Origin of the sequence: Mesorhizobium sp. YC-39 (genome assembly GCF_025753795.1) — a bacterium.
Classification (GTDB): Bacteria; Pseudomonadota; Alphaproteobacteria; order Rhizobiales; family Rhizobiaceae; genus Mesorhizobium.
This window is the reverse complement of record NZ_JAOWPS010000004.1, coordinates 514,616-537,784: the sequence shown is the minus strand read 5'-3', so window position 1 is coordinate 537,784 and position 23,169 is coordinate 514,616. Positions and strand designations below refer to the sequence as shown.

Annotated in this window: 21 protein-coding genes; 5 read left to right on the top strand and 16 right to left on the bottom strand. The window is 63.5% G+C overall.

Going from position 1 to position 23,169, the window contains the following annotated elements; genetic code table 11:
* The first annotated feature begins 2 nt into the window (after window positions 1-2).
* The 3 genes from OHD62_RS24110 to OHD62_RS24100 are packed head-to-tail and all read left to right on the top strand — an operon-like array spanning window position 3 to window position 2,895.
* On the top strand, window positions 3-884 hold the full coding sequence (locus tag OHD62_RS24110; protein ID WP_263787852.1) for an AAA family ATPase: 882 nt from the start codon (window positions 3-5) through the stop codon (window positions 882-884).
* 5 nt (window positions 885-889) lie between these two features.
* Complete coding sequence (locus OHD62_RS24105) at window positions 890-2,008, top strand: VWA domain-containing protein (RefSeq protein WP_318528631.1); 1,119 nt, start codon at window positions 890-892, stop codon at window positions 2,006-2,008.
* Complete coding sequence (locus tag OHD62_RS24100; RefSeq protein ID WP_263788546.1) at window positions 2,008-2,895, top strand: amidohydrolase family protein; 888 nt, start codon at window positions 2,008-2,010, stop codon at window positions 2,893-2,895. The genes OHD62_RS24105 and OHD62_RS24100 overlap by 1 nt, the downstream gene beginning before the upstream one ends.
* A gap of 39 nt (window positions 2,896-2,934) precedes the next feature.
* Here the strand turns inward: OHD62_RS24100 and OHD62_RS24095 are convergent, their stop codons facing one another.
* The 7 genes from OHD62_RS24095 to OHD62_RS24065 all read right to left on the bottom strand — a co-directional run bounded on the left by OHD62_RS24095 (window position 2,935) and on the right by OHD62_RS24065 (window position 11,945).
* Entirely contained in the window at window positions 2,935-3,342 is a 408-nt protein-coding gene (locus OHD62_RS24095; RefSeq protein WP_263787849.1) for a carboxymuconolactone decarboxylase family protein, read from the bottom strand.
* A 44-nt stretch (window positions 3,343-3,386) separates the two neighbouring features.
* Window positions 3,387-4,883, bottom strand: coding sequence for a sugar ABC transporter ATP-binding protein (locus tag OHD62_RS24090; protein WP_263787847.1), 1,497 nt, complete (start codon window positions 4,881-4,883; stop codon window positions 3,387-3,389).
* Window positions 4,883-5,938, bottom strand: a complete 1,056-nt coding sequence (locus OHD62_RS24085) for a hypothetical protein (protein WP_263787845.1) — start codon at window positions 5,936-5,938, stop codon at window positions 4,883-4,885. The genes OHD62_RS24090 and OHD62_RS24085 overlap by 1 nt, the downstream gene beginning before the upstream one ends.
* Entirely contained in the window at window positions 5,935-8,058 is a 2,124-nt protein-coding gene (locus tag OHD62_RS24080) for an ABC transporter permease (protein WP_263787842.1), read from the bottom strand. Before OHD62_RS24080 ends, OHD62_RS24085 begins: the two co-directional genes overlap by 4 nt.
* Before the next feature lie 85 nt (window positions 8,059-8,143).
* Window positions 8,144-9,166: a sugar ABC transporter substrate-binding protein gene (locus tag OHD62_RS24075; protein WP_263787839.1), complete on the bottom strand. Its 1,023-nt coding sequence runs from the start codon at window positions 9,164-9,166 to the stop codon at window positions 8,144-8,146.
* A 68-nt stretch (window positions 9,167-9,234) separates the two neighbouring features.
* Window positions 9,235-10,221, bottom strand: coding sequence for an ABC transporter permease (locus OHD62_RS24070; protein WP_263787837.1), 987 nt, complete (start codon window positions 10,219-10,221; stop codon window positions 9,235-9,237).
* Window positions 10,222-10,511: 290 nt separating this feature from the next.
* Window positions 10,512-11,945 carry a DHA2 family efflux MFS transporter permease subunit gene (locus OHD62_RS24065; protein WP_263787834.1) on the bottom strand — a complete coding sequence of 478 codons (1,434 nt, stop codon included), beginning with the start codon at window positions 11,943-11,945 and terminating at the stop codon, window positions 10,512-10,514.
* Between the two features lie 180 nt (window positions 11,946-12,125).
* Here OHD62_RS24065 and OHD62_RS24060 point away from each other — a divergent pair, with 180 nt between their 5' ends.
* Window positions 12,126-13,127 carry an ornithine cyclodeaminase family protein gene (locus OHD62_RS24060; RefSeq protein ID WP_263787832.1) on the top strand — a complete coding sequence of 334 codons (1,002 nt, stop codon included), beginning with the start codon at window positions 12,126-12,128 and terminating at the stop codon, window positions 13,125-13,127.
* Window positions 13,124-14,605, top strand: coding sequence for an HAL/PAL/TAL family ammonia-lyase (locus tag OHD62_RS24055; RefSeq protein ID WP_263787831.1), 1,482 nt, complete (start codon window positions 13,124-13,126; stop codon window positions 14,603-14,605). The genes OHD62_RS24060 and OHD62_RS24055 overlap by 4 nt, the downstream gene beginning before the upstream one ends.
* A gap of 36 nt (window positions 14,606-14,641) precedes the next feature.
* Here the strand turns inward: OHD62_RS24055 and OHD62_RS24050 are convergent, their stop codons facing one another.
* The 9 genes from OHD62_RS24050 to OHD62_RS24010 form a co-directional block, all read right to left on the bottom strand.
* A complete protein-coding gene (locus OHD62_RS24050) occupies window positions 14,642-15,445 on the bottom strand; it encodes a 3-methyl-2-oxobutanoate hydroxymethyltransferase (protein WP_263787829.1) in 804 nt (267 codons plus the stop codon).
* Window positions 15,417-15,785 (bottom strand): MocE family 2Fe-2S type ferredoxin, encoded by a 369-nt coding sequence (locus tag OHD62_RS24045; protein WP_263787828.1) that lies wholly within the window; start codon window positions 15,783-15,785, stop codon window positions 15,417-15,419. The genes OHD62_RS24050 and OHD62_RS24045 overlap by 29 nt, the downstream gene beginning before the upstream one ends.
* A 66-nt stretch (window positions 15,786-15,851) precedes the next feature.
* Window positions 15,852-16,940 (bottom strand): fatty acid desaturase family protein, encoded by a 1,089-nt coding sequence (locus OHD62_RS24040; protein WP_263787826.1) that lies wholly within the window; start codon window positions 16,938-16,940, stop codon window positions 15,852-15,854.
* A gap of 84 nt (window positions 16,941-17,024) precedes the next feature.
* Window positions 17,025-18,206: an aldose 1-epimerase family protein gene (locus tag OHD62_RS24035; protein WP_263787823.1), complete on the bottom strand. Its 1,182-nt coding sequence runs from the start codon at window positions 18,204-18,206 to the stop codon at window positions 17,025-17,027.
* A gap of 27 nt (window positions 18,207-18,233) precedes the next feature.
* Entirely contained in the window at window positions 18,234-19,016 is a 783-nt protein-coding gene (locus tag OHD62_RS24030) for an ATP-binding cassette domain-containing protein (protein ID WP_263787821.1), read from the bottom strand.
* A gap of 3 nt (window positions 19,017-19,019) precedes the next feature.
* Window positions 19,020-20,000, bottom strand: coding sequence for an ABC transporter permease (locus OHD62_RS24025; protein ID WP_263787819.1), 981 nt, complete (start codon window positions 19,998-20,000; stop codon window positions 19,020-19,022).
* A gap of 85 nt (window positions 20,001-20,085) precedes the next feature.
* Window positions 20,086-21,027 carry a substrate-binding domain-containing protein gene (locus OHD62_RS24020; protein WP_263787817.1) on the bottom strand — a complete coding sequence of 314 codons (942 nt, stop codon included), beginning with the start codon at window positions 21,025-21,027 and terminating at the stop codon, window positions 20,086-20,088.
* Window positions 21,028-21,096: 69 nt separating this feature from the next.
* Window positions 21,097-22,011 (bottom strand): sugar phosphate isomerase/epimerase family protein, encoded by a 915-nt coding sequence (locus tag OHD62_RS24015; protein WP_263787815.1) that lies wholly within the window; start codon window positions 22,009-22,011, stop codon window positions 21,097-21,099.
* 42 nt (window positions 22,012-22,053) lie between these two features.
* The gene (locus OHD62_RS24010) at window positions 22,054-23,142 is read right to left on the bottom strand and encodes a Gfo/Idh/MocA family protein (RefSeq protein ID WP_263787813.1); all 1,089 of its coding nucleotides are present in this window, start codon (window positions 23,140-23,142) and stop codon (window positions 22,054-22,056) included.
* Between the last annotated feature and the right edge of the window lie 27 nt (window positions 23,143-23,169).

Here is a 23,169-nt window from a genome sequence, read left to right as displayed (position 1 = left end):
AGATGCCGAAGCCAAGCGCCGCGATATCAGCAGCCTCGCCGGAGGCGGTGGCAGCGTGCCTCGCCGCTTCGCGCTATTTGGCCGACGAAAGCCTGGCGACCGCGATCTTCCTGGCGATAAGGTTGGGCAAGCCGCTGCTGCTCGAAGGCGCGCCCGGCGTCGGCAAGACCGAGGCGGCGAAGGCGATTGCCGAAGTACTCGGACGCGACTTGGTGCGGCTGCAATGCTATGAGGGCATCGACGCCGCGCATGCGCTTTACGAATGGAATTACCAGCGCCAGTTGCTCGCCATCCGTCATGCCGGCGAGCACGAGATCGATATCTATGATGACCGCTTCTTGATTGCGCGGCCGCTGCTGCAGGTGCTGAAGGCACCGGAGAAGCGCGTGCTGCTGGTCGACGAGATCGACCGTTCGGACCACGAGTTCGAGGCGCTGCTGCTGGAATTCCTGTCCGATTTCCAGATCAGTATCCCCGAGCGCGGCACCATCCGCGCCACGTCCCAGCCGATCGTCATCCTGACCTCCAACCGCACACGCGAACTGGCGGAAGCATTGCGGCGGCGCTGCGTCTACCACTGGATCACCTACCCCGACGCCGCGCGCGAGGCTGAGATCATCATGCTGCGCGCCGGCAATGTGGCGCAAGCCACCGCACGCGCCGTGGCCGCAGCCGTTCAGACCATCCGCGCCCGTCCGCTCGCCAAGCCACCCGGCATCGCCGAAGCAGTCGAATGGGCCAATGCCGCCACCATCCTCGAAAAAGGCGGCAGCCCATGGCCAGAAGCCTTCCGCCGCGCCATCGGCGTGCTGATCAAGGACGAGGAGGACCTGTCTTATATCGCGCCCGAACTCGGCCGCATCGTCGAGGAGGCGCTGGCGTGAGCGCCCTGCCCCGCGCGGCGGCGCCCTTGCTCGGTTTCGGCCGGCTGCTGCGCCGCTTCGGCTTCCCCGTCGCGCCCGAGCAGGTATTCGGCTTCATGCAGGCGGTGACGCTGCTTGGTCCCCGTTCGATAGCCGACATCCGCGAAGCAGCGCTCGCCACTCTGGCGCCGACGCCCGACCGCCGCGACGAATTCGAGGCGCATTTCCAGAGCTATTTCTACGGCAACACATCTGCCGTGGTCGAAGGCGATACGGATGAAGAAACCCGCATCAAGGATGATGGCGGCGCCAACGACGAACAGATCGAAGCTGAGCAGCAGGACGAAGGCGGTGAGCTGTCCTCGGCCATCGAGCAGTTGAGCACGCGCGATTTCCAGCGCGACGACGTCAGGCTGACCGCCTTTCGCCGCAAGCTGGCGTCCGCCTTGCCCGCCCGCCGCTCCTTCCGCACTGTGCGCACCCATTCGCGCGGCAAGCTCGACCTGCGCCGGTCCCTGCGGGAAATCGTCAGCGCCGACGGCGATGTCCCCTCGCCGCTGCTGCGCCGGCGGCAGACCGTGCCGCGCAAGCTGCTGATGCTGATCGACATCTCCGGCTCGATGAAGCTGCACACCTCGGATTATCTCAAACTGGCGCATGCGGCCGTGCAAGGCGCCGATCGGGCGGAAATCTTCACCTTCGGCACGCGGCTGACCCGCATCACCGGAGCGTTGCGCATACGCGACCGCGACCAGGCGCTGGCTCGCGCGGCCGCACAGGTCGACGACTGGGATGGCGGCACCCGCATGGGACCGGCGCTGCTCGCCTTCCTCTCGGTACCGCGCTTTTCCGCTTTCGCGCGCGGCGCTGCGGTCGTCATCCTGTCCGATGCGCTGGAGCGCGGCGACCATGCCGAGTTGGAAATGGCGATGCGCCGGCTGAGCGCCCGCGCCTTCCGGTTGTCGCTGGCGACGCCGCTGGCCGGTGACCCGCGCTTCCGGCCGGCTACGGCGGCCCTGCGTGCCATCCTGCCGGTGCTCGACGATCTCGTCGATGGCTCATCCATCGCCGGCCTCAGCGATTTCATCCTGTCGCTCGCGCGCCCTGCCCCGGCGGCAGCGGCAATATGGAAAAGGGTCTCGTGATGCAGAAAGCCATCGACGCGCATTTCCACATCTGGCGCCGGCAGGACCAACCCTGGCTGGTCGGCCCGATGGTGCCGCGCATCTTCGGCCCCTACGAGCCGATCCGCCGCGACTATCCGATCGAGGAATTCCTCGCCGACCAGAAGGGCTCGGGCGTCGAAAAGGCGGTCTATGTCCAGACCAACTGGGCCAAGGAGGATTTCGAGCAGGAAGTCGCCTTCCTGCAGAAGACCGCCGACGAAACCGGCTGGCCGCATGCCATCGTCGGCTATGCCGACATGACGGTGGACGATGTGCGCCCCCAGATCAACCGGTTGAAAAAGTATCCGCTGCTGCGCGGCGTGCGCATGCAGCTGCACTGGCACGAAACGCCGGCCTTCCGCTTCGCCACCTCAGCCGATCAGGTCATCGACCCGAAAGTGCGCGCCAATGTCGCCCGGCTCAAGGATTACGGCCTCTCCTTCGACCTGCAACTCTTCCCCACCCAGATGAAGGACGGATTGACGCTGGTCGGCGAGAACCCTGACACCAATTTCATTCTCACCCATGCCGGCATGCTGACCGGCATGGAGCCTGAGACCACCGAAGCCTGGAAGGCCGGACTGCGCACGCTGTCAGCGGCGCCAAACTTCTACGCCAAACTGTCCGGACTCGGCACCTTCGTCCACCGCAACGACCCGGCGCTGATCGCCTATATCGTCGACAATGCGATCGATATTTTGGGCAGCGACCATCTGATGTTCGGCTCGAACTTCCCGATCGAGAAACTGTGGACCAGCCACGCCGAGCTAATCAAGGCGCACCGGGAGGCGGTGGGCAAGCATGGCGCGGCCGCCGAAGCGGATATCTTTTGGAACACGGCGGAGAAGGTGTATCGGCCGGTATGATTACCTCCCCTTCTCCCTTGTAGGAGAAGGAAGAACGCCTCACATCACCTTGAACTCCGGGTCCACCGGGATCTGCATCGCGGTAACCATCTGGTTGGTCTGCCCGGCCAGCCCGATGATCGAGACCAGCTCGCCATGCTGCGCGTCGGTCATGCCTTTGGCACGGGCGGCGGCGGTGTGCGAGTGGACGCAATAGGAGCAGCCATTGGCGGTCGAGACGGCGATGTAGATCATCTCCTTGGTCAGCGGGTCGATGGCGCTCTCGGCGACCATCACCGCCTTGAGCTGTTCCCAGACCTGCTTCAGCGCAACCGGATCATTGGCCAGCCCGCGCCAGAAATTGTTGACGAAGTCAGATTTGCGCGTCGCACGGATGTCGTCAAATACGGCCTTCACCGCGGGAATCTTTTCCACCTCGGCATCGCTGAGAAGTCTTGTAGTGGCCATGGCGGACTCCTTTTCGTTTTGATTCTGCGTGCGAGGAAACGCAGCTAATGCACGGCCGCGTACATGATTTTTTCCTCCGTCGCTTCCGCCGGCGAGAACTCCTCGACGATGCGGCCCTGCCGGCAGACCAGGATGCGGTCGGACAGGTTCATGATCTCGGGCAAATAGGACGAGATGACGACGACGGCGAGGCCCTCGTCGGCCAGCCGGTTGATGATCTGGTGGATTTCGGCGATCGCGCCGACATCGACGCCGCGCGTCGGCTCGTCAAAAATGACGATGCGCGGCTGCTGCACTAGCCCCTTGCCGATCACCACCTTCTGCTGGTTGCCGCCGGAGAGCTCGACCACGCGGGCATTATCGTTGATCGCCTTGATGTTCAGCGTCCTGGTCCATTCGGCCGAGAGCGTGCGCATCTCCTGCGCGTTGATCACCCACGCCTTTTCGCGCCCCGCCGCCAGCGCCCCGCCAAACAGGTTCTCGGCGATGCCCATCGTCTCGAAAATGCCCTCGCTCTTGCGATCCTCGGTGACATAGACGATGCCGTCCTCCACCGCCTCGCTGGGCACGAGGTAGCGCACCGGTCTATCGTCCAGCTCTATCGTGCCGCCGCGCAGGAAGTCGCGCTTGTAGATGCCGGAGACGATCTTGAAGGTCTCAGTGCGGCCCGAGCCGATCAACCCGAAGACGCCGGTAATCTGGCCCTCGAAGATCGAGAAGGAGGTGTTGCGCACGACATTGCTCATCGAGATGTCCTGCACCGACAGCACCTTCTTGCCGGCCTTGCGCAGCCTGGCCTCGTCGCGCTGCTGGTAGAGCTGCCCCGACAGCGTGCGCCCGACCATCGCCGCAACGATCCTGTCGCGATCGAAGGCTGATGTGTCGTCGGTGATCACCAGTTCGCCGTCCCGCAGGATGGTGATGCGATCGGCGATCAATAGCGCCTCTTCCAGCGCGTGGCTGATGAAAACGATCGACACGCCGCTGGCCTTCAGCCGGCGGATCAGCGCGAAGAAATGCCGCTTCTCCTCCGGCGTCAGCGACGCCGTCGGCTCGTCGAAGATGATGATCTCGGCATTGTGGTGGACGGCGCGCGCGATCTCGACCATCTGCCGCTTGGCCGCGCCCAGCGTCGCCACCATGGCGTTCGGATCGACAGGAAAGTTCAGCGACTGCAGGAACTGCTGCGCCGAAATGTATGTCCCCCGAAGCCGGTTGAGGAATTTTTCCGTGCCGAGATAGAGGTTCTGCGCCACCGTCATCGACGGCACCAGGCTGGTCTCCTGGAACACCATGGCGATACCGGCTTCGAGTGCTGCATGCGGCGACGCGTAGGCGATCTCCTGCCCCTTGTGGATCATCTTGCCCGAGCTTGCGTCAACGACGCCGGCGATGATCTTGGTCAGCGTCGACTTTCCCGCACCGTTCTCGCCGAGCAGCGCATGGATCTCGCCCTTGCGCAGCTCGAAGCTGACGTTCTTGACCGCGGGCACGCCGCGATAGGTCTTGGTCACGTTTTCAAGGCGGACGATCGGTTCCATCAGAACCCTCCGGACGCAAGATCGATGGCGAGCAGACAGTCGCCGCCCTTCGAGGCAATGAACAGCCGGCCATCTCTCTCCGTGACACTGCAAATGCCATGGCGCGTGCCGTTGGCGCGGCTGTGCAGGCTGAATTGCGGCTGCATGCCGCGATCGAGCTTGACCACCAGCCCGTAGGAGCGGCTCGGCGACCACGGCTTGTGGATGCCCATGGTGCGGATGCCGCCGCATTGCAGCGGTTCGAGGAAGCTGCGGTTGGAGGAAAGCGCCGGCGAGATCCAGTAGGCTGGTGGCACCTGCGCGATCATATCCTGCCGATAATGCGTTTCCTGCAGCACGAATTCGATCAGCCGGTTGCGCGGCGCAAACAGCGTCAGCCAGGCGCCGCCATCGCCAGCCGCCGACAGCCGCGAGGGATAGCCAGGCAGATGCGCCAGCACCGTCGAGCGGCTGCCGGTCGTGCCATCGAAACGGATGAGCTGATGGCGCCAGCTTTCGCTGACCAAAACATCCTTGCCGACCGGGTGCAGCCCGTAGGGAAAGGCGATGTCGCCGGCGATCTTGCGGAAGTCGCCGCCTGCCGGTTCGCGCTTCCACAGCGAGCCGGACGCGCCCTTCTTCATCAGGTCGGTCGCCCATTGCGACGGCGCATGCTCGGCCGAACCATTGGCGAGCCACAGCGTTCCGTCCGCCGCATAGGCGAGCGCCGTGATGCAGCGAATTTTGGCGGGAAGCACCACCTCCTTGCCGGCAATGACCAACTTGCCGCTTTCAAGGCCGACCGCCAGCTCGCCAGAAGGCGAAACGGCGAGCGCCGTCACCGGAGCTGGAAAAGTTTCGATCACAGTGGGCCCCTTGCCTTCGGCAATCGCGAAGACAACGTTGCCGCTCGAGGCCAGCAGGCGGTCGCCGGTGGCGACCAGATTGTCGGGCTCGATCAGCGCGGAAAAGACCGGCGCATCATCCAGCACCGTGTTCGGTCGAAAAGCGCCGTCGAGCGGCGGGAGGGTCATCGCCTTGCCGCGAAAGATGTCGAGGATCGGATCGAGTATCATGGCTTTGCCCCCCAGTAGGAGGCGGAGCTGGTCCAGTTCGGGTCGGCGCCGGGGATTTTGTAGCGGCCGATACGGTTGTTCAGGATGCCGCCGACGAAGAGATAACCCTTGTGCTCGCGCATCGAGGTGACCATCGGGTGCGCGGCGCTCGAAAGATCGCCCATCGCCTCGACGATGCCGCCCTTTTCGTTGAACTTGACCACGCCGCCGGTGTTGATGTTGGGGAACAGCCATTCGTCCTGCGGCAGGCGGCGCGTCATGCGCTTGCGCATGTCGGGATGGCGCAGCGACAGGTCGAAGCTCGGCGTGCGCATGCCGAGCCATGCCATCCAGTAATTGCCGTCGGAGGCGCGGTTGATGTTGTCGGGATAGCCCGGCATGTCGCGGATGACGCATTCGGCGGTGCCTGCTTTCGGCCCTTCAAGCCAATAGCGATGCACCCGGCAGGCCCAGCTTTCGGCGAAGAACAACGACTTGCCGTCATGCGCCATGCACACGCCGTTGGTGTAGCGGTAGCCGTCAAGCAATGTCCTGGTCGAACCGTCCTTCGGATCGTAGACGAGCAGCCGCCCGGTGGCGCGGTTTTCGATCGAATCGAGCGCCCAGTCATGGGCATCGTAGCGCTTGGTCGAGTCGGTGAAGTAGATGCGCCCGTCCGGCGCGATGTCGATATCGTTGGGGTCGCGCAGCCGCGCATCATCGACGATCGAGGTCCACGAGCGCGACGTCTCGGCCGATAGCCGCTTCACCTCGCGTTGCGGCGACACCGAGTAAAGTCCCATGGCGCCGACGCAGCTGATCAGATTGCCTGATTTGTCGAAGGCCAAGCCCAGCGGAAAGCCGCCAATATGGGCAAAGACCTCAGAGCTGACATAGTCCGGCGCGAAGAAGCGGACGATCTCGCCATGGCGGGTGCCGCAGTAGAGATGACCGTCGCGGTCGAGAATGACATCTTCCGGCCCTTCCAACTCGCCGAGCCCGATATGGTCCGCGGCCGACAGCCGGTTGTCGAGTTCGTAAGGCGTGCCCGAGCCAGCCGCGGCCGATTGCGTTGCACCCATCTTTAGGTAGACCGGCGCGACATAGACCTCGTTCAGCACCTTGTCGCGGTTCTTCAGCCAGCGGATGTCGATGGTGACGGCAACGGCCAGCATGATGCCCAGCACCATCTGGTTGGTGCCGGTGCCGTAGCCCATCCGGATCAGCCCGTTGGTCATCGTCAGTACGATGATCGCGCCCATCAGCCCCTTGACCACCGAGCCGCGCCCCCCGCCCAGGCTGACGCCGCCGACCACCGCCGCTGTCAGCGCCATGATCTCGAGGTTGAGGCCGGTCCCCGGCCCTGCCCCGCTCAGCCGGCAAGCGATGAGAAAGCCGCCGAGCGACGCGCAGAAGCCGGAGAACACATAGGTCATGAACACGGTGCGGCGCACACGGATGCCGGCATTGTGGGCCGAGCGCCGCGAGCCGCCGACCGCCAGCACATGCCAGCCGGGCCGTGAACGCGTCAGCGCGATATGAGTGACGACAGCCAGGATGATCGCCGCCCACACCGCGGCGGAAAGACCCCAGAAAGTACCGTCGCCGATGAAATCCAGCACATCCGATGTGGCGCTGGAAAGCTGGACGTCGGCGGCATAGCTGGTGACCAGTATATCGAACAGCGCCCGCCCGAAGATGAAGGTGACCAGCGTCGTCAGGAAGGCACGTAGCCTGAAATAGCCGATGAGGTAGCCGTTGATCGCCCCGAACAGCAGCCCGGTGGCGATTGACGCGGCAAGCGCCAGCCATACCGACTGTTCGAGGATGAAGAAGACATAGACGGCGGAAAAGCAGGAGAGCGCGAAGATCGAGCCGACCGAAAGGTCGATGCCGCCGCCTAGCATGACCACGGTCATGCCGGTGACAAGCAGCGAGAATTCGCCGAGCTGGCGGGTCGAATCCTGCAGTGCCGTCAGCTTGAAGAAGCCCGGAATGAGCGAACCGAACACGCCAAGCGTCGCCACCAGCGCCAGGAATGGAATGGCGTTGTCGGTCCAGCGCTTGGTCAGGATCTCGCCGACGACATGGTCGGGCACGAGATTGTAGCGCCAAGACTGAAGGCGTTCGCGAAAGGACATCGGGCTACTGCTGTGATTGCATGAGGAGACGAGGTGGCTGGATTTGTTCCCGCCACCTCGTTGAGGCTTGTCTTGAACCTGTGTTTTACTTCGCCGCTTCGGCCTGCAGCGCCTTCAGGTCCCAGCAACTGTCGGGCTTGAGGTCGGCTTTGGTCGTCGCCTTCTCCAGCGTGTAGATGTAGGTCTTCGACGTGCCGGCCGGCTGCCCGCTCTGCAGCAGGAACTTGATGAGGGCATTCATGTCGCCCGACTGGCGGGCGAGGTCGGTCATCACCACCGCGCCATAGGTGCCATCCTGCAGCTTGTCGCAGTCGGCGGTCTTCTCGCCGCCGCCGGTGGTGACCAAAAACACCTTGCCCTCGAGCTTGGCGTCGCGGATCGCGGCAGCCGCGCCGGTGGCGTCGCCGTCCCAGAAATCGATGATGGCGCAGATGTCGGGGTTCTGCTGCAGCATCGTCGTCGTCACGTTGCGCGAGGTCGTGGCATCCCAATTGGAATCCGGCTTGGCCACGACTTTGAAGTCGGGGTTCTTTTCCAGCACCTTCATGATGCCGGCATACTGGTAGAGGCTCGACGAATTGGCCTGGTCACCCTGCACCAGCCCAAGCTTCTTGGAGGAATTCGGGCCGCAGCCCTTGATCGCAGCTTCGGCCTCGAGCTGGCCGAGCCGGTCCCAATCACTGCCGACAAAGGCGTCGGCTGGAAAGTTCGCGGGATTGTCGACCAGCAGCACATAGGTGCCGGCGGCCTGTGCCTTCTTCATCAGCTTGGCATAGGAGTTGAGGTCCGGCGAGTGGATGATCAGCACGTCCGGCCTGGTGTCAGAAGAGATCGCGTCGGTGATCGCCTGCGCGCCCGCATCGACGACCCAGTTCGGATCGCGCGTCTCGAAGGTGCCGCCCCAGGCATCGACCTCCTTCTTCAGGAAATGCGCCCAGCCCTGTGCCAGGTCGAATCCCATCGCCATCGGAATCAGCATCACACGCTTGCCCTTGAGCGCCTGCGAATAGGCGGCGGGACCCGGATCCTCGGCGGCGAAGGAAGGTGCCGAGAAGACAGAGACAGCGAGTACTGCCGCTGCAGCCATAAATGTCCTGATGATTTTCATGTCACATCCTCTGGTTTGGTCGTGGTTGTCAGCGGCCGGCCCCAACCGTCCGCCATGGTCTAATTGGTCTAAATGTCGCCCTGCTGGGCGGTCTGCTCGTCGCGCGGATTGATGAAACCGTCGACGATGATCGCCCCCAGCAGGATCGCTGCCTTGATCAGGTTCTGGTAGAGCAGCGGAATGTCGATGATGGTCATGGCGTTCAGCAGGATGCCGATCAGCGCAGCGCCCACCAGCACGTTGCGCACCCCTCCCCGCCCGCCCGAAAGCCCGATGCCGCCGATCACCGCCACCAGCACGATGTCATAGAGCAGCGTCGAGTTGACGATGCGGGTGTTGATCGAATGCAGGCTGGCCGCTGTCAGTAGGCCGGCGACCAGGGCGACGAAGGCCGACAGCACGTAGCGCAGCACCAGCATCGGCCGCACCGGAATGCCGATATTGCGCGCGGCGACCGGGTTGTCGCCGGCGAAGTAGACGTAGCGGCCCCATTTGGTGAAGCGCAGGAACAGGAAGAAGACGAAGGCCAAGCCGGCGAAGATGAAGACCTCGACCGGGATGTCGAGGAAGCGCAGGCCACCCAGCAGCTCGACCCAATGTCCCTGGGGCACCGGCACGGCGTCCTGCGAGATCAGCTGCGAACGCACATAGCCGAAGACGAAAGAACCTGTCGCCAGCGTCACGAAGATCGCCGGCACATCGGCGTAGGCAACCAGAAAGCCGTTGAGCAGGCCAATAGCGATAACGCCGGCCAGCACATAGGCGAAGGCCAGCCCGTCAGGCGTTCCCGAATTCAGCAATTGCAGGTACCAGGCGACCGACATCGCCATGATCGCCACAGCCGACAGGTCGATGCCCCTGCCGATGATGACGACCGCCATGCCGAGCGCCAGGATGCCCAGCACTGACACCGAACGCACGATGGCGACAAGGTTGTTCGGGTCGATGAAGCCCGGCAGGCCGATGGCGGCGGCGGCGAACAGTACGACCGCAATGGCAAAGACAATGCCTTCCTGGTTCAGGCTCCTCCAGTTCGGCCAGCCGATCGCATTCATTGCCCGGTGTCGCTTTCGCCCACGATGGCTACGCCCTGCTCCCTCTGCGGCCATCCGAAACGAAAGCTAATCGGCTCAAGACCAATTCGTCAAATGAATCCGCGTTCAGAAGCGCGGCGCGCGGCGATATCCGCCACGTGGATGCATCGATTGCCCAAGCTGGCGCAATGGCCGGAAACTCCAACACTTTCGGCAATTGACTATGAGGATCGGACCGTGCGTGAAACGCCCGCCCCACGACGAAAGGAGCATGCGAAATTTATATCCGCGATTGGCGGAGAATTTCGATTTCAGTTCCGCAAAAGATGACCCGAAACCTCGGCACCCGCAGTTGCCGGCAATGCCAGGAAACGCAAGGCGGCCACCAGCCCGATCGCGCCGATCGCGAGGAAGGCGAGACGGAAATCGACGAGGTCGAGCGCCGGCCCGCCCCTTGCGATCTGCGACAGGTTGAGCAGCGCCGCCGCCACCGCGACGCCGAACAGCATCGCCACCTGCTGCAGCATGCTGGACAATGTCGACGCTGAGCTGCGCTGCGCTGCGGTCACGTCGGCGAAGGCCAATGTGTTGAGCGCGGTGAACTGCATCGAACGCGTCAGCCCGGCGATCAGCATCAGCGCTACCACCAGCGCTTGCGGCGTCTGCGGCGAGATCGCGGCGCAAGCCATGATCGACAGCGATGCGATCACGCCATTGATGATCAGCACCGAACGGAAGCCGAAGCGTCTAAGCGCCGGCGTCGTCACCGCCTTCATGCCGAGATTGCCGAGGAAATAGGCCAGGATCATCATGCCGGCATCGACCGGGCTCAGCCCGAAGCCGACCTGGAACAGCAGTGGCAAGAGGAACGGCGTGGCGTTGATGGCGACCCGGAAAATCGTGCCGGCTGTCAGCGTCGATATGGCGAAAGTCTGCACCTTGAACGCGGTTAGATCGAGCAGCGGATGTTTTGCGCGCGCAAGATGCCGCACCGCCAGCCAGCCAACGAGCATGCCTGCGGCAAGCAGCGCCACGGTCGGTAAGGCGCCGTCCTCCGGATGCGCGATGCGCTCGAGGCCGTATAGCAGGCAAGCAAGCCCGACCGAGGTCAAAAAGAAGCCCGGCCAGTCCAGCGGCTTGCTTTCGGTATCTCGATCGCCGGGGATGAAGCGGGCGACCAGCACCAGCCCAGCCAGCCCAAGCGGAATGTTGATGAAGAAATTCCAGTGCCAGGAGAGATAGGTGGTGATGAAACCGCCAAGCACCGGCCCGACCACCGGCGCGAACAGCGCCGGCCAGGTGATCAGCGCGGTGGCGTTGAGGAGTTCAGATTTCGGCGCATTGCGCAGCACCAGGATACGGCCGACCGGCGTCATCAGTGCGCTGCCAAGGCCCTGCACGGCACGCGCGGCGACGAACTGGGTCAGATCCTGCGAGACGCCGCAGGCAAATGAGGCCAGCGTGAACAGGGCGATGGCGATGAGGAAGATATTGCGCGCGCCAAAACGGTCGGCGAGCCAGCCGGACAGCGGCACGAACACCGCCATGGTCAGCATGTAGACGGTGATGCCGATGCTCATCGCCACTGCCGGCACGCCGAAGGACTGGCCCATCTGCGGCAGCGATGTCGAGATGATCGTCGAATCCAGGAGCTGCATGAAGAAGGCGACGGCGACGATCAGCGCCACGCGGCGCGCTTGTGTCGTGCTTTCAGGCAAGGCATCGTTATCGGGAATGGCGGTCATGAACGGAACTATACGAAATCTTTCCCGCGCCACTGGGAACCAACAAATTGTCCGGCAAATCGATGTCGCAGCGGTTTGACAGCATTTAGGCGGCTTCGTCCAGAGATGGACCAACAAACTTTCGTGTCGCGTCACGGCCTGTTATGGGATGGCTGGGGCCTCCTTGGAAACCGCGCACGCATGAAGCCAATCTACATCGACTATCTCAACGCCCTCGACATCGAAGCCCTTGCAATGACCGATGCCGAGATCATCGATGCGGTCGAGGCCGGCCTGGTGGCGCAGGGCAACGGCCAGACGGTGATCGAGCCGCGTGTCCATCTCGAGCCGGACCCGTCTTTCCACGGCCATTTCAATGTGCTGCGCGGCTACGTCGCGCCGCTCGACGCCGCCGGCGTCAAGATCGTCGGCGACTATGTCGACAATTACCTGCACGGCCTGCCGTCGGAGTTCGGTATCCTCAATCTGTTCGATCCGCGCACCGGCACGCCGCGCGCCATACTCGACGCCACGGTCATCACCGACATGCGCACCGGCGCCGTCACCGCCATCGGCGCCAAGCACTTGGCGAAAAAGACATCGAAGGTGCTTGGCCATGTCGGCGCGCGTGGCACCGCCTACTGGAATGTGCGCCTGCTCGACCATCTCTTCGATTTCGACGAGATCCGCGTCCATTCGCGCCGGCCGGAAAGCCGCGACGGTTTTGCCGCGAAGCTTGCCGCCGATCTCGGCAAGAAGGTCACGGCGGTAGCCGACTGGAAAAGCTGCGTCGAAGGCGCTGACATCGTCGTCGAGGCCTCGCGGCTGCCGGAGCCGCAGCCGCTGCTCAAGACCGAATGGATCAAGCCCGGCGCGCTGGTGGTGCCCTATGGCACGATGAGCGCGGTGGAGCTGTCCTTGACCGACATCATGCAAAAGATGGTCGTCGACGACTGGGGCCAGTGCAAGGGTGGCAAATTCGGCTCGCTGCGCGCTCATGTCGAGACCGGGCGGCTGAGCGAACAGACGCTGCATGCCGAACTTGGCCAGATCGCTGCCGGCCTCAAGAGCGGGCGCGAAAGCGACGACGAGACGATCCTGTTCTGGCATCGCGGCCTGTCGCTGTCCGACATTGCGCTCGGCAAGGCAATGCTGGCCAAGGCGCAGGCGCAAGGCATCGGCCAGAGGCTGCGCTTCGCATGAGCGCGCTCGTTCTGACTGGCGCCGGCGTCAGCATCGAGGATGTCGCGTCGGTCGCCCGCGAAGCGCGGAAGGTGGAGGTAGCACCCGATGTCATGGAGCGGCTCGATAGAGCGCGAAAAGTACTCGACCAGGCCGCTGCGTCCGGCCAGCAGATCTATGGTCTCAACACCGGGCTAGGCGCCAATCTCGGCACCTCGGTGGAGGGCGACGCCAGCGCCTTTCAGCGCCAGCTCCTGGAGGGACGCAGCGGCGCGGTCGGCGAGGCGCTGCCGGTGGAGACCGTGCGGGCAACGATGTTGGCTCGCGCAGCGATGCTGTCGGCCGGCGGCTCCGGCCTATCGCCTGCCGTGTTTGTCGCACTGGTCCATGCGCTCAATGCCGGCGTTCATCCCGTGATGCCATCACTTGGCTCGATCGGTGCCGGCGACCTGGTGTTGATGACCGCGATCGCCCGCATGTTGATCGGCGAAGGCGAAGCCGAATACCAGGGCCGGCGCATGCCGGCCGCCAAGGCGCTAGTGATGGCGCGCCTGGAGCACGTAAGCCTCGCGCCCAAGGACGGGCTGTCGCTGATCAACGCCTCGGCGGTCTCAACGGGCAGCGGGGCGCTGGCGCTTGTCGATACGCTCTCCGCCTTCGCACAACAACAGCAGGCCGGTGCGCTGACCATGGAGGCCATCGGCGCCAACCGCACCATCCTAGATCCTCGCCTGCAAACGGCGAGACCAGCCGCTGGCCAGGAACAGGCCGCCAGGGAACTGCGCGACCTGCTTGCCCGCGACGAGGCGTCGACGCCAACCACCTTGCAGGATCCGCTATCGATCCGCTGCATGCCGTCCATCCACGGCGCGCTGATCCAGGCGATCGACCAGGCGCGGCAGGCGGTCGAGATCGAGCTCAATGCCGCCGCCGACAATCCGCTGGTGCTCGGCGACGACGGCACGGTGCTGTCGACCGGCAATTTCCACACCGCATCGCTGGCGCTCGCCTTCGAGACGCTCGGCCTCGCCATCGCTCAATGTGCGGCCGCCTGCGCCGCCCGCTTCATCCAGCTCACCGGCTCGGGCCGCAACGGCCTGCCCAAATATCTATCGCCGGTCGGCGGCGCCTCAGCCGGCTTCGTGCCGCTGCAAAAGACGGTGGTGGCGATCCTGGCCAACATCCGCCACAAGGCCAATCCGGTTATGCTCGACTTCCTGCCGGTCTCGGAAGGCGTCGAGGACCATGCGACGCAAACACCGCTGGCTGTCTCGAAATGCGCCGGGATGATCGTGCTTTGGCGGCGGCTGATCGCCTTCGAACTGATGGCCGCCGCACAGGCCGTCGACCTGCGTGAAGGCCTGACGCTGGCGCCGGCGACAGGCGCGATCCATGCGGCGGTGCGCGCACACGTATCGAGCCTTAAGGAGGACAGGCCGCTGGGAGTGGATGCCGAGCCGCTTTACGACTCGCTCGCCAGCGGCGCCTGGCGGGCGTAGCAGCAGCCGACGGGGCAAACCAGCGCAGCGGCGCGCTCAGCCCGCGCTGTCGACCTTCTTCATGAACAGGCTGAGTTCGTTGGGATCCATGTACACGATGTGCCTGTCTTCCGGGTACGCCCCGCTGTTGACGTCGGCGACATACTCCGAGAACGCGGCGACACGTTCCGCCTGCAGGCGGTCATATTCGGCGGCGAAATTGCGATAGACCTTGGAATGGCGGGGCATGTGGCCGCGGTTCTGGCCAAGTATGTCGTCGGCGAACAGATATTGCGCGTCGCAGCCGGTGCCGGCCCCCATCGACAGCATGATCAGCGAGGTGCGTTCCGAGATCGCCTTGGCCACTTCAACCGGCACCACCTCGATTTCGGCGCCGACAGCACCTGCGGCCTCCAGCTGCTTGACCGCCTCGAAGACCTGAATGGCGGTGTCGGCGGTCTTGCCAACCGCCTTGAAGCCGCCGGTCCAGGTGGCGCGCGAGGGGATCAGGCCGACATGGCCGATCACCGGAATGGCATCGTCCGCCATCCGCTTGATGGTGGCATAGCCGGCGCTGCAATAGACGGCGTCGGCGCTGGCCTTGTAGAGCCGGAACGCCCAGCGCACGAAGTCATCGGCGGTGCCGATCTCGTAGAAATTGTCGCCCGGCATGGTGAACAGGCTGGGTGCGGCATCACGATATTGTGGGTTGAGCACCAGTTCCGGCGGCACCGAGACGATATCGACACCGGCCCGCTCGGCCGCCTCGGCCTCGTCCATCGTCAGCACACGCAGCATCGTCAGTTGCCGCTTGCCCTTCATGGCGCGCAGATCAGCGATCGTGGGTCTTTTCCGGCTCATCGATTTTGTCCCCTTGTGATTGCTGTGAAGTGGTGCGGATCAGCACCTTACCGGCCTCGACCTTGACCGGGTAGGTCACGAGATTGACGCAGACGGGAGCCCCCTTGGCCTGGCCGGTCTTGTAGTTGAAGCGGCCGTTGTGCTTCGGGCATTCGATAATGTCGCCCATGACAAGCCCGTCGGCCAGATGCGCCTTCTCATGGGTGCAAAACCCGTCCGTGGCGAAGAACTCATCATCCGGCGAACGATAGATCGCGAAGGTGCGGCCGCCGTGATCGAAGCGGATGACGTCCTCTTCCTCGACATCGTCCACGGTGCATGCCTCCACCCAATCGGCCATCTCTATCTCCTGAAATCCCTGCTCCACGCAACCGGCAAGCTGCTGCGCACTTTTGGGCGACATACATTATTCCGCAGCCGCCGACATGTTCACCTCGTGGAACTCGCCGCGATAGGGCCGCGCCGTCGGCGGCAGCTCACGCTTGAGGAAATAGTCTTCATACCTGAGCTGCTTGAGCAGGACCGGCCAGACCTCGCGATAGGCATGCCAGATCGACGGGTTCGGCACGGGCAAATCGTGCTTGATCAGCTCGTGCAGCCTGGGCAGCGCGTGATAGGGCACCATCGGGAACATGTGATGCTCAACATGGTAGTTCATGTTCCAGTAGATGAACCGGCTGATCGGATTCATGTATACGGTGCGGGTGTTGAGCCGGTGGTCGACGACGTTGTCGGCGAGACCGATATGCTGCAGCAGCCCGGTCATCACCATGTGCCAGGTGCCGTAGAGGCGCGGCAGGCCGATCAGCACCAGCGGCAAAAACGACCACATGTATAGGGCGAGTGCTATCGTCGCGATGTAGATGGCGACATGCCAGCGCGCGGCGATGACGGCCTTGTGCTGTTCCATCTCGGGAACGTAGCTTTTTTCGTCGGGCGTGAGCGTGCCGAACGCCTGGCGTACCAACGCCGGAAGCGAATAACGGAAATCCAGAATTCCGGTGAAGGCGAGAGCGGCGCGCAGCAGGTCCGGCGGGCGCATCACGGCGATTTCGGCGTCGCGCCCGACGATGATCGTGTCGGTGTGATGGCGGGCATGGCTCCAGCGCCAGGTTACCGGATTACGCATCAGCATGAAGCTGGCAATCTGGTAGACCACGTCGTTCATCCAGCGCGTGCGGAACGCGGTGCCATGGCCGCATTCATGCCAGCGCGAGTCGCTGGAGGAGCCGTAGAGCACGCCATAGACGAAGAAGAACGGCACGCACCACCAGGTGCCCCAGAAATAAATGCCACCGGCAGCCGAGCCCAGGATGGCGACGATCCAGATGACCGTGTCGCGGATCGCCGGACCGTCGGAGCGCTGCATCAACTCCTTCATCGCCTTGCGCGAGACGTCGGTGTGGTACCATTCGGCCGAGGCCAGCCCGGTTTCGATTGCCCTGCGCGTGCTTTCGCCGACCAGGCTGTAGTCGCGCTTCATTGTGTCAGCCATTGTGACCTCCAAATCCTGATGGCCGCGAGCCCTCCCTGCTCCGGCCAACCTCGCAACTGGTGTTTTGCATCGTCCGCGTCACCATCACGACCTGCCTTCCAGAACCGGAAAATTGCCTGACGGCTGCGGATAGTCCTGCTGCGGCTGCCTGGCGATGCCGGCGATCCGGCGTTCCGCTGCGGCAATCTCGTCGGCGCCGTCGAGAACGCGGAACACCGCATCGTAGGAGCGGCTCTCACCATGCTCCAGCCAGATCATTTCGCCGCGTTCGCGCGCGGCCAGATTGCCAAGCACATGATGCGTCGACGGCTCGATGCCCAGCGCATATTGCCCAGCCTGGAAATTCTGCCACTCATAGGCACAAGGCAACTGGTCCTTGCGGGTGACGACTTCAAGGCCGAGGCCAAGACGGTCGTTGACCACCGCCACTGGCACTTCGCCTCTGGCGTCGGCGCCGAGTTCATGCTGCCAGACCTGCTCTTGGAAACCCAATTGCGGCGCCGGCATCGTGCGATAGCCGACCTTCTGCGCCTCATAGCGCTCGCCGGCATGCCCGGCCCACACCACATCCCTTATCGGCGCCAGATAGCGCGAGCCTTCGTCGAGCACGGGATGGCTGACATTGATGTGGTAGAAATACATATGTGGAGTGCGGTTGAAGCCGTGATTGACGACACGGTCCGACAGCCGGATCTCATTGCCGCCGACATCGGCCTCGATCCGCCGCAAGAGATGCAGATCCTCTCCGAACACCGTTGATTGCTGGACGATGGCCTCGGCCCACAGCACACAGCGGTCGCCATCCCAGGCTTCGCCATAGCCGGTCAGCCGTGCCGGAATAGTGCTGATGCGGCCATGCAGCGAATGGCGCACCGTCTGCTTCGGCAGGTAATTGTAGGTGTCGGCCGGCACCTCGTTCATGAACAGTATGTGGTCGAGGCCACAAGTGAGCAGCAGACCGGAGAACGACCGCGCCCAGGCCAGACCCTCCTCGCCTTCATACTCGTGCAGGCCGGGATGGCGAAAGCCGCTCGGCGAATGCCAGCCGATCGCCTGTCCCCTGAAATCGCAATCGGCAATATCAAGCGCCCGGTCAACGAGTGCCGTGAAGCGCAGGCCGGAGCCGGTGCGGAATTCCAGCATGCGGATGCCGCGCTCCACGCCGTCGCCAAGCGTCATCAGCCGTACGCCGGCGAATTGCGACAGCATGCCTGACCGCTCCGAAACCTGCCGTCGCGACAGCGTCTTGCCGTAAAGCTCTACCATGTGACGGCCTTCACTTCGCTCCCGCCTTCATTTCGCCCGAGCCTCTTTCAGCAGGGCCGACATGTCGGCGCCGGTGATGATGCTTTCCACGGTCAGGAGGTCGGTGTCGGCGACGGTCTGCTCAGCAACGATCTCTCCGCGGCGCATGACGATGATGCGATCGGCGACCTGGAAGACATGGTGGATGTTGTGGGTGATCAGGAGTACCGAATGACCGGCGTCGCGCACCTCCTTGACGAAGCGCAGCACGCCATGCGTTTCCTCGACGCCGAGATTGTTGGTCGGTTCGTCGAGGATGATCACCTTGGCGGCGAACTGCATGGCGCGCGAGATGGCGATCGACTGGCGCTCGCCGCCCGACAGCGTGCTGACCAGCGCATCCGCGTCGAGTTTTTTCGAAATGCCGACGCGCTTCAGAAGCGCCGAAGCGGCATCGCGCAATTTGGCGAGGTCGAGCGGCGCGAACACGCCCAGCCATTTCAGATTGACCGGTTCGCGGCCGAGGAAAAGATTGCGCGCGATGCTGAGATCCGGCGCCAGCGAGGTGTCCTGGTGGATGGTCTCGATGCCGAGATCCATCGCGTCGCGCGTCGAGCGGATGGAGACCTTCTGGCCACGCACATAGATGTCGCCGCGGTCGATGGGAAACACGCCGGAGATCGCCTTGATCAGCGTGGATTTGCCGGCACCGTTGTCGCCGAGCAAGGCCACGACCTCGCCCTCATTGAGCGTGAAGGACGCGCTCTTCAGGGCACGGACGCTGCCGAAGGACTTTTGCAAATTCTGTAGCCTGAGCACTTCCTGGACCATCGGTCAGCTCCTTGCTGCGTTCTTCTGCAGCAGAGCGTGCAGGATGAGCATGGCGAGGATGATGACGCCGACGAAGATGTTGTAGGCGAGCCCTGGCACGCCGATCAGCACGATGCCGTTGCGGATGGCACGCAGCATCAGCGCGCCGACGATCGTGCCCAGGATGGTGCCGCGCCCGCCGGTCAGCGCCGTGCCGCCGACCACCACCATGGCGATCACTTCGAGCTCGTAGCCGGTGCCTGCCACCGGCGAGGCAGCCGAGATGCGGAAGGCGCTGATCATGCCGGCCAGACCCGCCAGCACTGAAGTCAGGATGAACAGCCAGATCTTGACCGCATCGGCCGGCACGCCGCGCGCCACCGCCGCGTTGCGATTGGAGCCGATGGCGCTGATCCAGTTGCCGAGCTTGGCGTAGCGCAGGACGTAGACCGCCAGCAGCGACAGGCCGACGAACCACCACAGCGAGGTGTAGAAGCGGAAGGAGCCGATGTTGAAACTGCCGGCCAAAAGCGTCACGAAGAAGCCAGGCTGGTCCCAGGATTTCAGCGGAAAGCCTTGCGTGATGTAGAGCGCGGCACCCCGCACCACGAGCAGCATCGACAGCGTGACCAGGAAGGAAGAAATGCCGATCTTGGTGACGATCAGCCCGTTGATGGCTCCAATCGCGATGCAAAGCAGGAGCCCGGCGAGCAGCGCCACGCCGATATCCACTCCACCGTTCTGTACCAGCAGCATGACCACCACCGGCGCCAGGCCGAACACGGCGCCGACCGAAAGGTCGAATTCGCCCGCCGTGAGAAGCAGCGTCATGCCGAGCGCGATGATGCCAAGTTCCGGCAGGAACGCCATCATGTTGGAGATGTTGAGCGGCGACAGGAAATTGGCGTCGGCGATGGCGAACACCGCCAGCAGCACGATGAGGATGACGAGCGAGGAAAATTGCGGCGAGCGGATCAGGCTCGACCTGCGTTTCCCCACTGGCATTTCCTCTTCCGCGGCAATTGTCATGACTGCTTGAACCATACTTCACAGCGACGCCCGCCGCCTGCGCGGCGGGCGTCAGTTTCCATCACTTGTTGTAGAGTTTCAGGATCGGTTCGACGCTTGTCGCGTCGTAGAGGCTAAAAGTGTGGATGTCGTAGCCGATCGGCTCACCCGAGGCGGCAAGCCCGAGCAGCGCGACCGGCATGAAGCCTTGCGCCGACGGGAACTGCCAAGCGGCCGCGTTGACGAAGCCGGCTTTGACGGCCTCCGCGGTTTCCTTGGAATTGCCCCAGCCGACCACAGGGATCTTGCCGGCCGGCACGCCGGCGCCGTCGAAGACGCGCTTGACACTGGCCGCCACGGAATCGCCAAGCGCGATGATCGCCGGCGGGTTGTTGGCCACCATATAGTCCGTCATCTTGGCGATGATACCGGCCGGATCGGTGCCGCAATCGACCACGTCGTATTTGATGCCGAGCGGGTCGAACACGCTGGCGATGCCTTCGGTCTCGAGCTGCTGGTAGCTGGCTCCCGGCACTTCGACCGGCAGGAACACCTTGTCGCCCTGCTTCACCATCTTGTGGTCGACCAGATATTTGGCCCAGATGGTGCCGGCCTCTTTGAGATCGGCGCCGACATAGGCTTGCCGTCCGGTTGCCGGGTCGTCGGTGTTGAAGAACACGATCGGGATGCCGGCAGCCTTGGCCGCCTTGACCTCCTCCGTCCACAGACCGGGCTGCGCCGAGGTGGTGGCGATGCCGTCGGGCTTGGCTGCAAGGGCCGAGTTGAAGGCCTCCTTCTGCGCCGCCATGTCGCCGCCGCTGAAGGAGATCTTGCAGGTTACCTTGAGCTGGTCGCAGGCCTTGGTGGCGCCGGCATTCCAGTCGAGCCAGAACGCATCCGACGGGCCGCCATGCGACAGCAGGTAGAATGTCTTCTGGCCGTCCTGTGCGAATGCCGGCGAGCCCAACCCTATCCCTGCAAACAAAGTCGCGGCCGCCGCCAGTTTCAATCCGAATTTCAACATTTCGCTTCCTCCATTGTTGTTTCCTCCCGGCCGAAAGCGTCGCCGCGGAGCGGCGACGCGGAACTTCCGTCAGAGGCCGTTGGCGCGGAACTTGCCGTCGAGGAATTTCTTGGCGCGCGGCACGTCGTCTTCCGAGAGATGCTCGATGATGACGGGGATGTTCGGGTGCTTCTCGGCGAGCCGCTGGAGATAAAGGTCGTAATTCAGCGAACCGAGGCCGGGCGCCGGCAATTCGATCTCGCCGACGCCACGGAATGTGTGGCTCTCCAGCGCATCCTCGTCGCCGATGTCGGCGTGCTTCTCCGACTTGTCGCCGCCCGAACGCTTGACGTCCTTGGCGTGAGCTATTCTGATCTTGTCTGTCAGCGTGTCGAACACCTGGTTCAGGATCTGGTCCATCCTGTCGATGTTGTGGGTCTCGAAATAATTGGTCGGGTCCATCAACAGGCCGAGACCAGGATGGTCGACCTGCGCGAACATCTTCACCGTCTCCTCGACCGAACCAACGACATTGTTGACATAGGTTTCGAGCAGGAAGACCGCGCCGTGGTCATAGGCCGTCTGGGCAAGGTCGGCGATGACCTTGCGGCATTCCTCAAACCCTTCCTCGGTCTTGTTCTTGGGATGGTGCACCCAGTCGGACTCGGTGTTGTAGGTGCCGGTTTCCGAGATCACGTAAGGCGAGCCGAAATGGCGGGCGTTGCGGATGATCTCCTTGAGATAGCCGACGCGCTTCTCGCGCTCGCCCTTGTCCGGATGGATGATGTTGGTGTAGCCCGACACGCAGCACACCGGCAGATTGTGGTCGCGGAAGACATCGCGAACCTTCTTCGCCTTGTCCTTGGTGATCTGCCCGGCCGACAGGTCGACGTCCTTGAAGTGCAGGTCGAGCTGCACCGTGTTGAAATCGAGCCCGCGGATCTTTTCCGCGGTTTCCTTGAGGCCGTACGGGAAATAGCCCGTGAAGATACCTGCCTGCATCATGGTGTGAATTCCTCCCTGTAAGCGATTCGAGTTGCTGGTGATTCAGTTGGTCGAGATTTCGGAAAGCTTGACCGTGCGGCCTGTTTCGATCGAGCGGTAACCCGCTTCGATCAGCGCCATGGTCTTGACGTTATCGGCAACGGAGAGCGCCGGCGGCTCACCCGTCTTCACCGCGTGCTGGAGCTGCTCCATGACGCCGATGAAGGCATGCGGGAACCACATCGTGTCCCAACTCGGCGTCACCCACTTGCCGTCCGTGGTCTCGGTCGAGGCATAAGTCAGCGTCGAGGCGGAGCCTGTCGGCCAGCCGATCGTGCCCTTGGCGACGCCCTTGGTCCCGTCGACGCGCCAGTTGATGTGCTGGTCGTCCTTGTAGCCGTCCTGGCGCGGGCCGGACCAGACGTCCTCCAGCGATACGGCGAGCACGCCGGACGGGAAGCGCAGCGTCGACACGGTGATGCCGTCGGAATGGTCGAACTTGGTGCGCGGATCCTTACGGGTCAGCGTGGTGATCTCCAGGGGATCGCCGAACAGGAAGCGCAGCACGTCGAGATGGTGCACACTCATATTGGCGAGCGTCAGCCGGTCGTATTCCTCCAGGAAGGTCTGCCAGTGCGGGATCGCATGCATGTCGATCTGCGCGAAGACGATATCGCCCAGCGCGCCGCTGTCCATAATCTGCTTCAGCACGCGCATCGACTGGTCGTAGCGCATATTCTGGTTGACCGAGAGGATCTTGCCGGCCTTGGCCGCTTCGTCGCGCAGCTCGATCGCGTCCTTCAGCGACAGCGCCAGCGGCTTCTGCGCCAGGATCGCCTTGATATGCTTCTGCTTCAGCGCATGGCGGATCAGGGCCGGCTGCTGGTCCGGCGGGAAGGCCAGGTCGATGATCTCGACATTTTTGTCCTCGATGAGCTGTTCCGGCGTGTCGTGGACGGTCGGAATGCCCCAGCGCTTCGCCACCTTTTCTGCGCTGGTTTTGGTACGCGAGGCGATCGCCACCACCGGAAAGCCGGCCTCCTTGTAGGCAGCCAGATGACACTCGGCCATGATCATGCCGGCGCCGACGCAGCCGATCCTGTATTCCTTCGTACGGACCTTCACATCCGGCTCGAAGACTTTGCCTGCCATCTCTTCCTCCCGAAGCTCGTTTCTTGC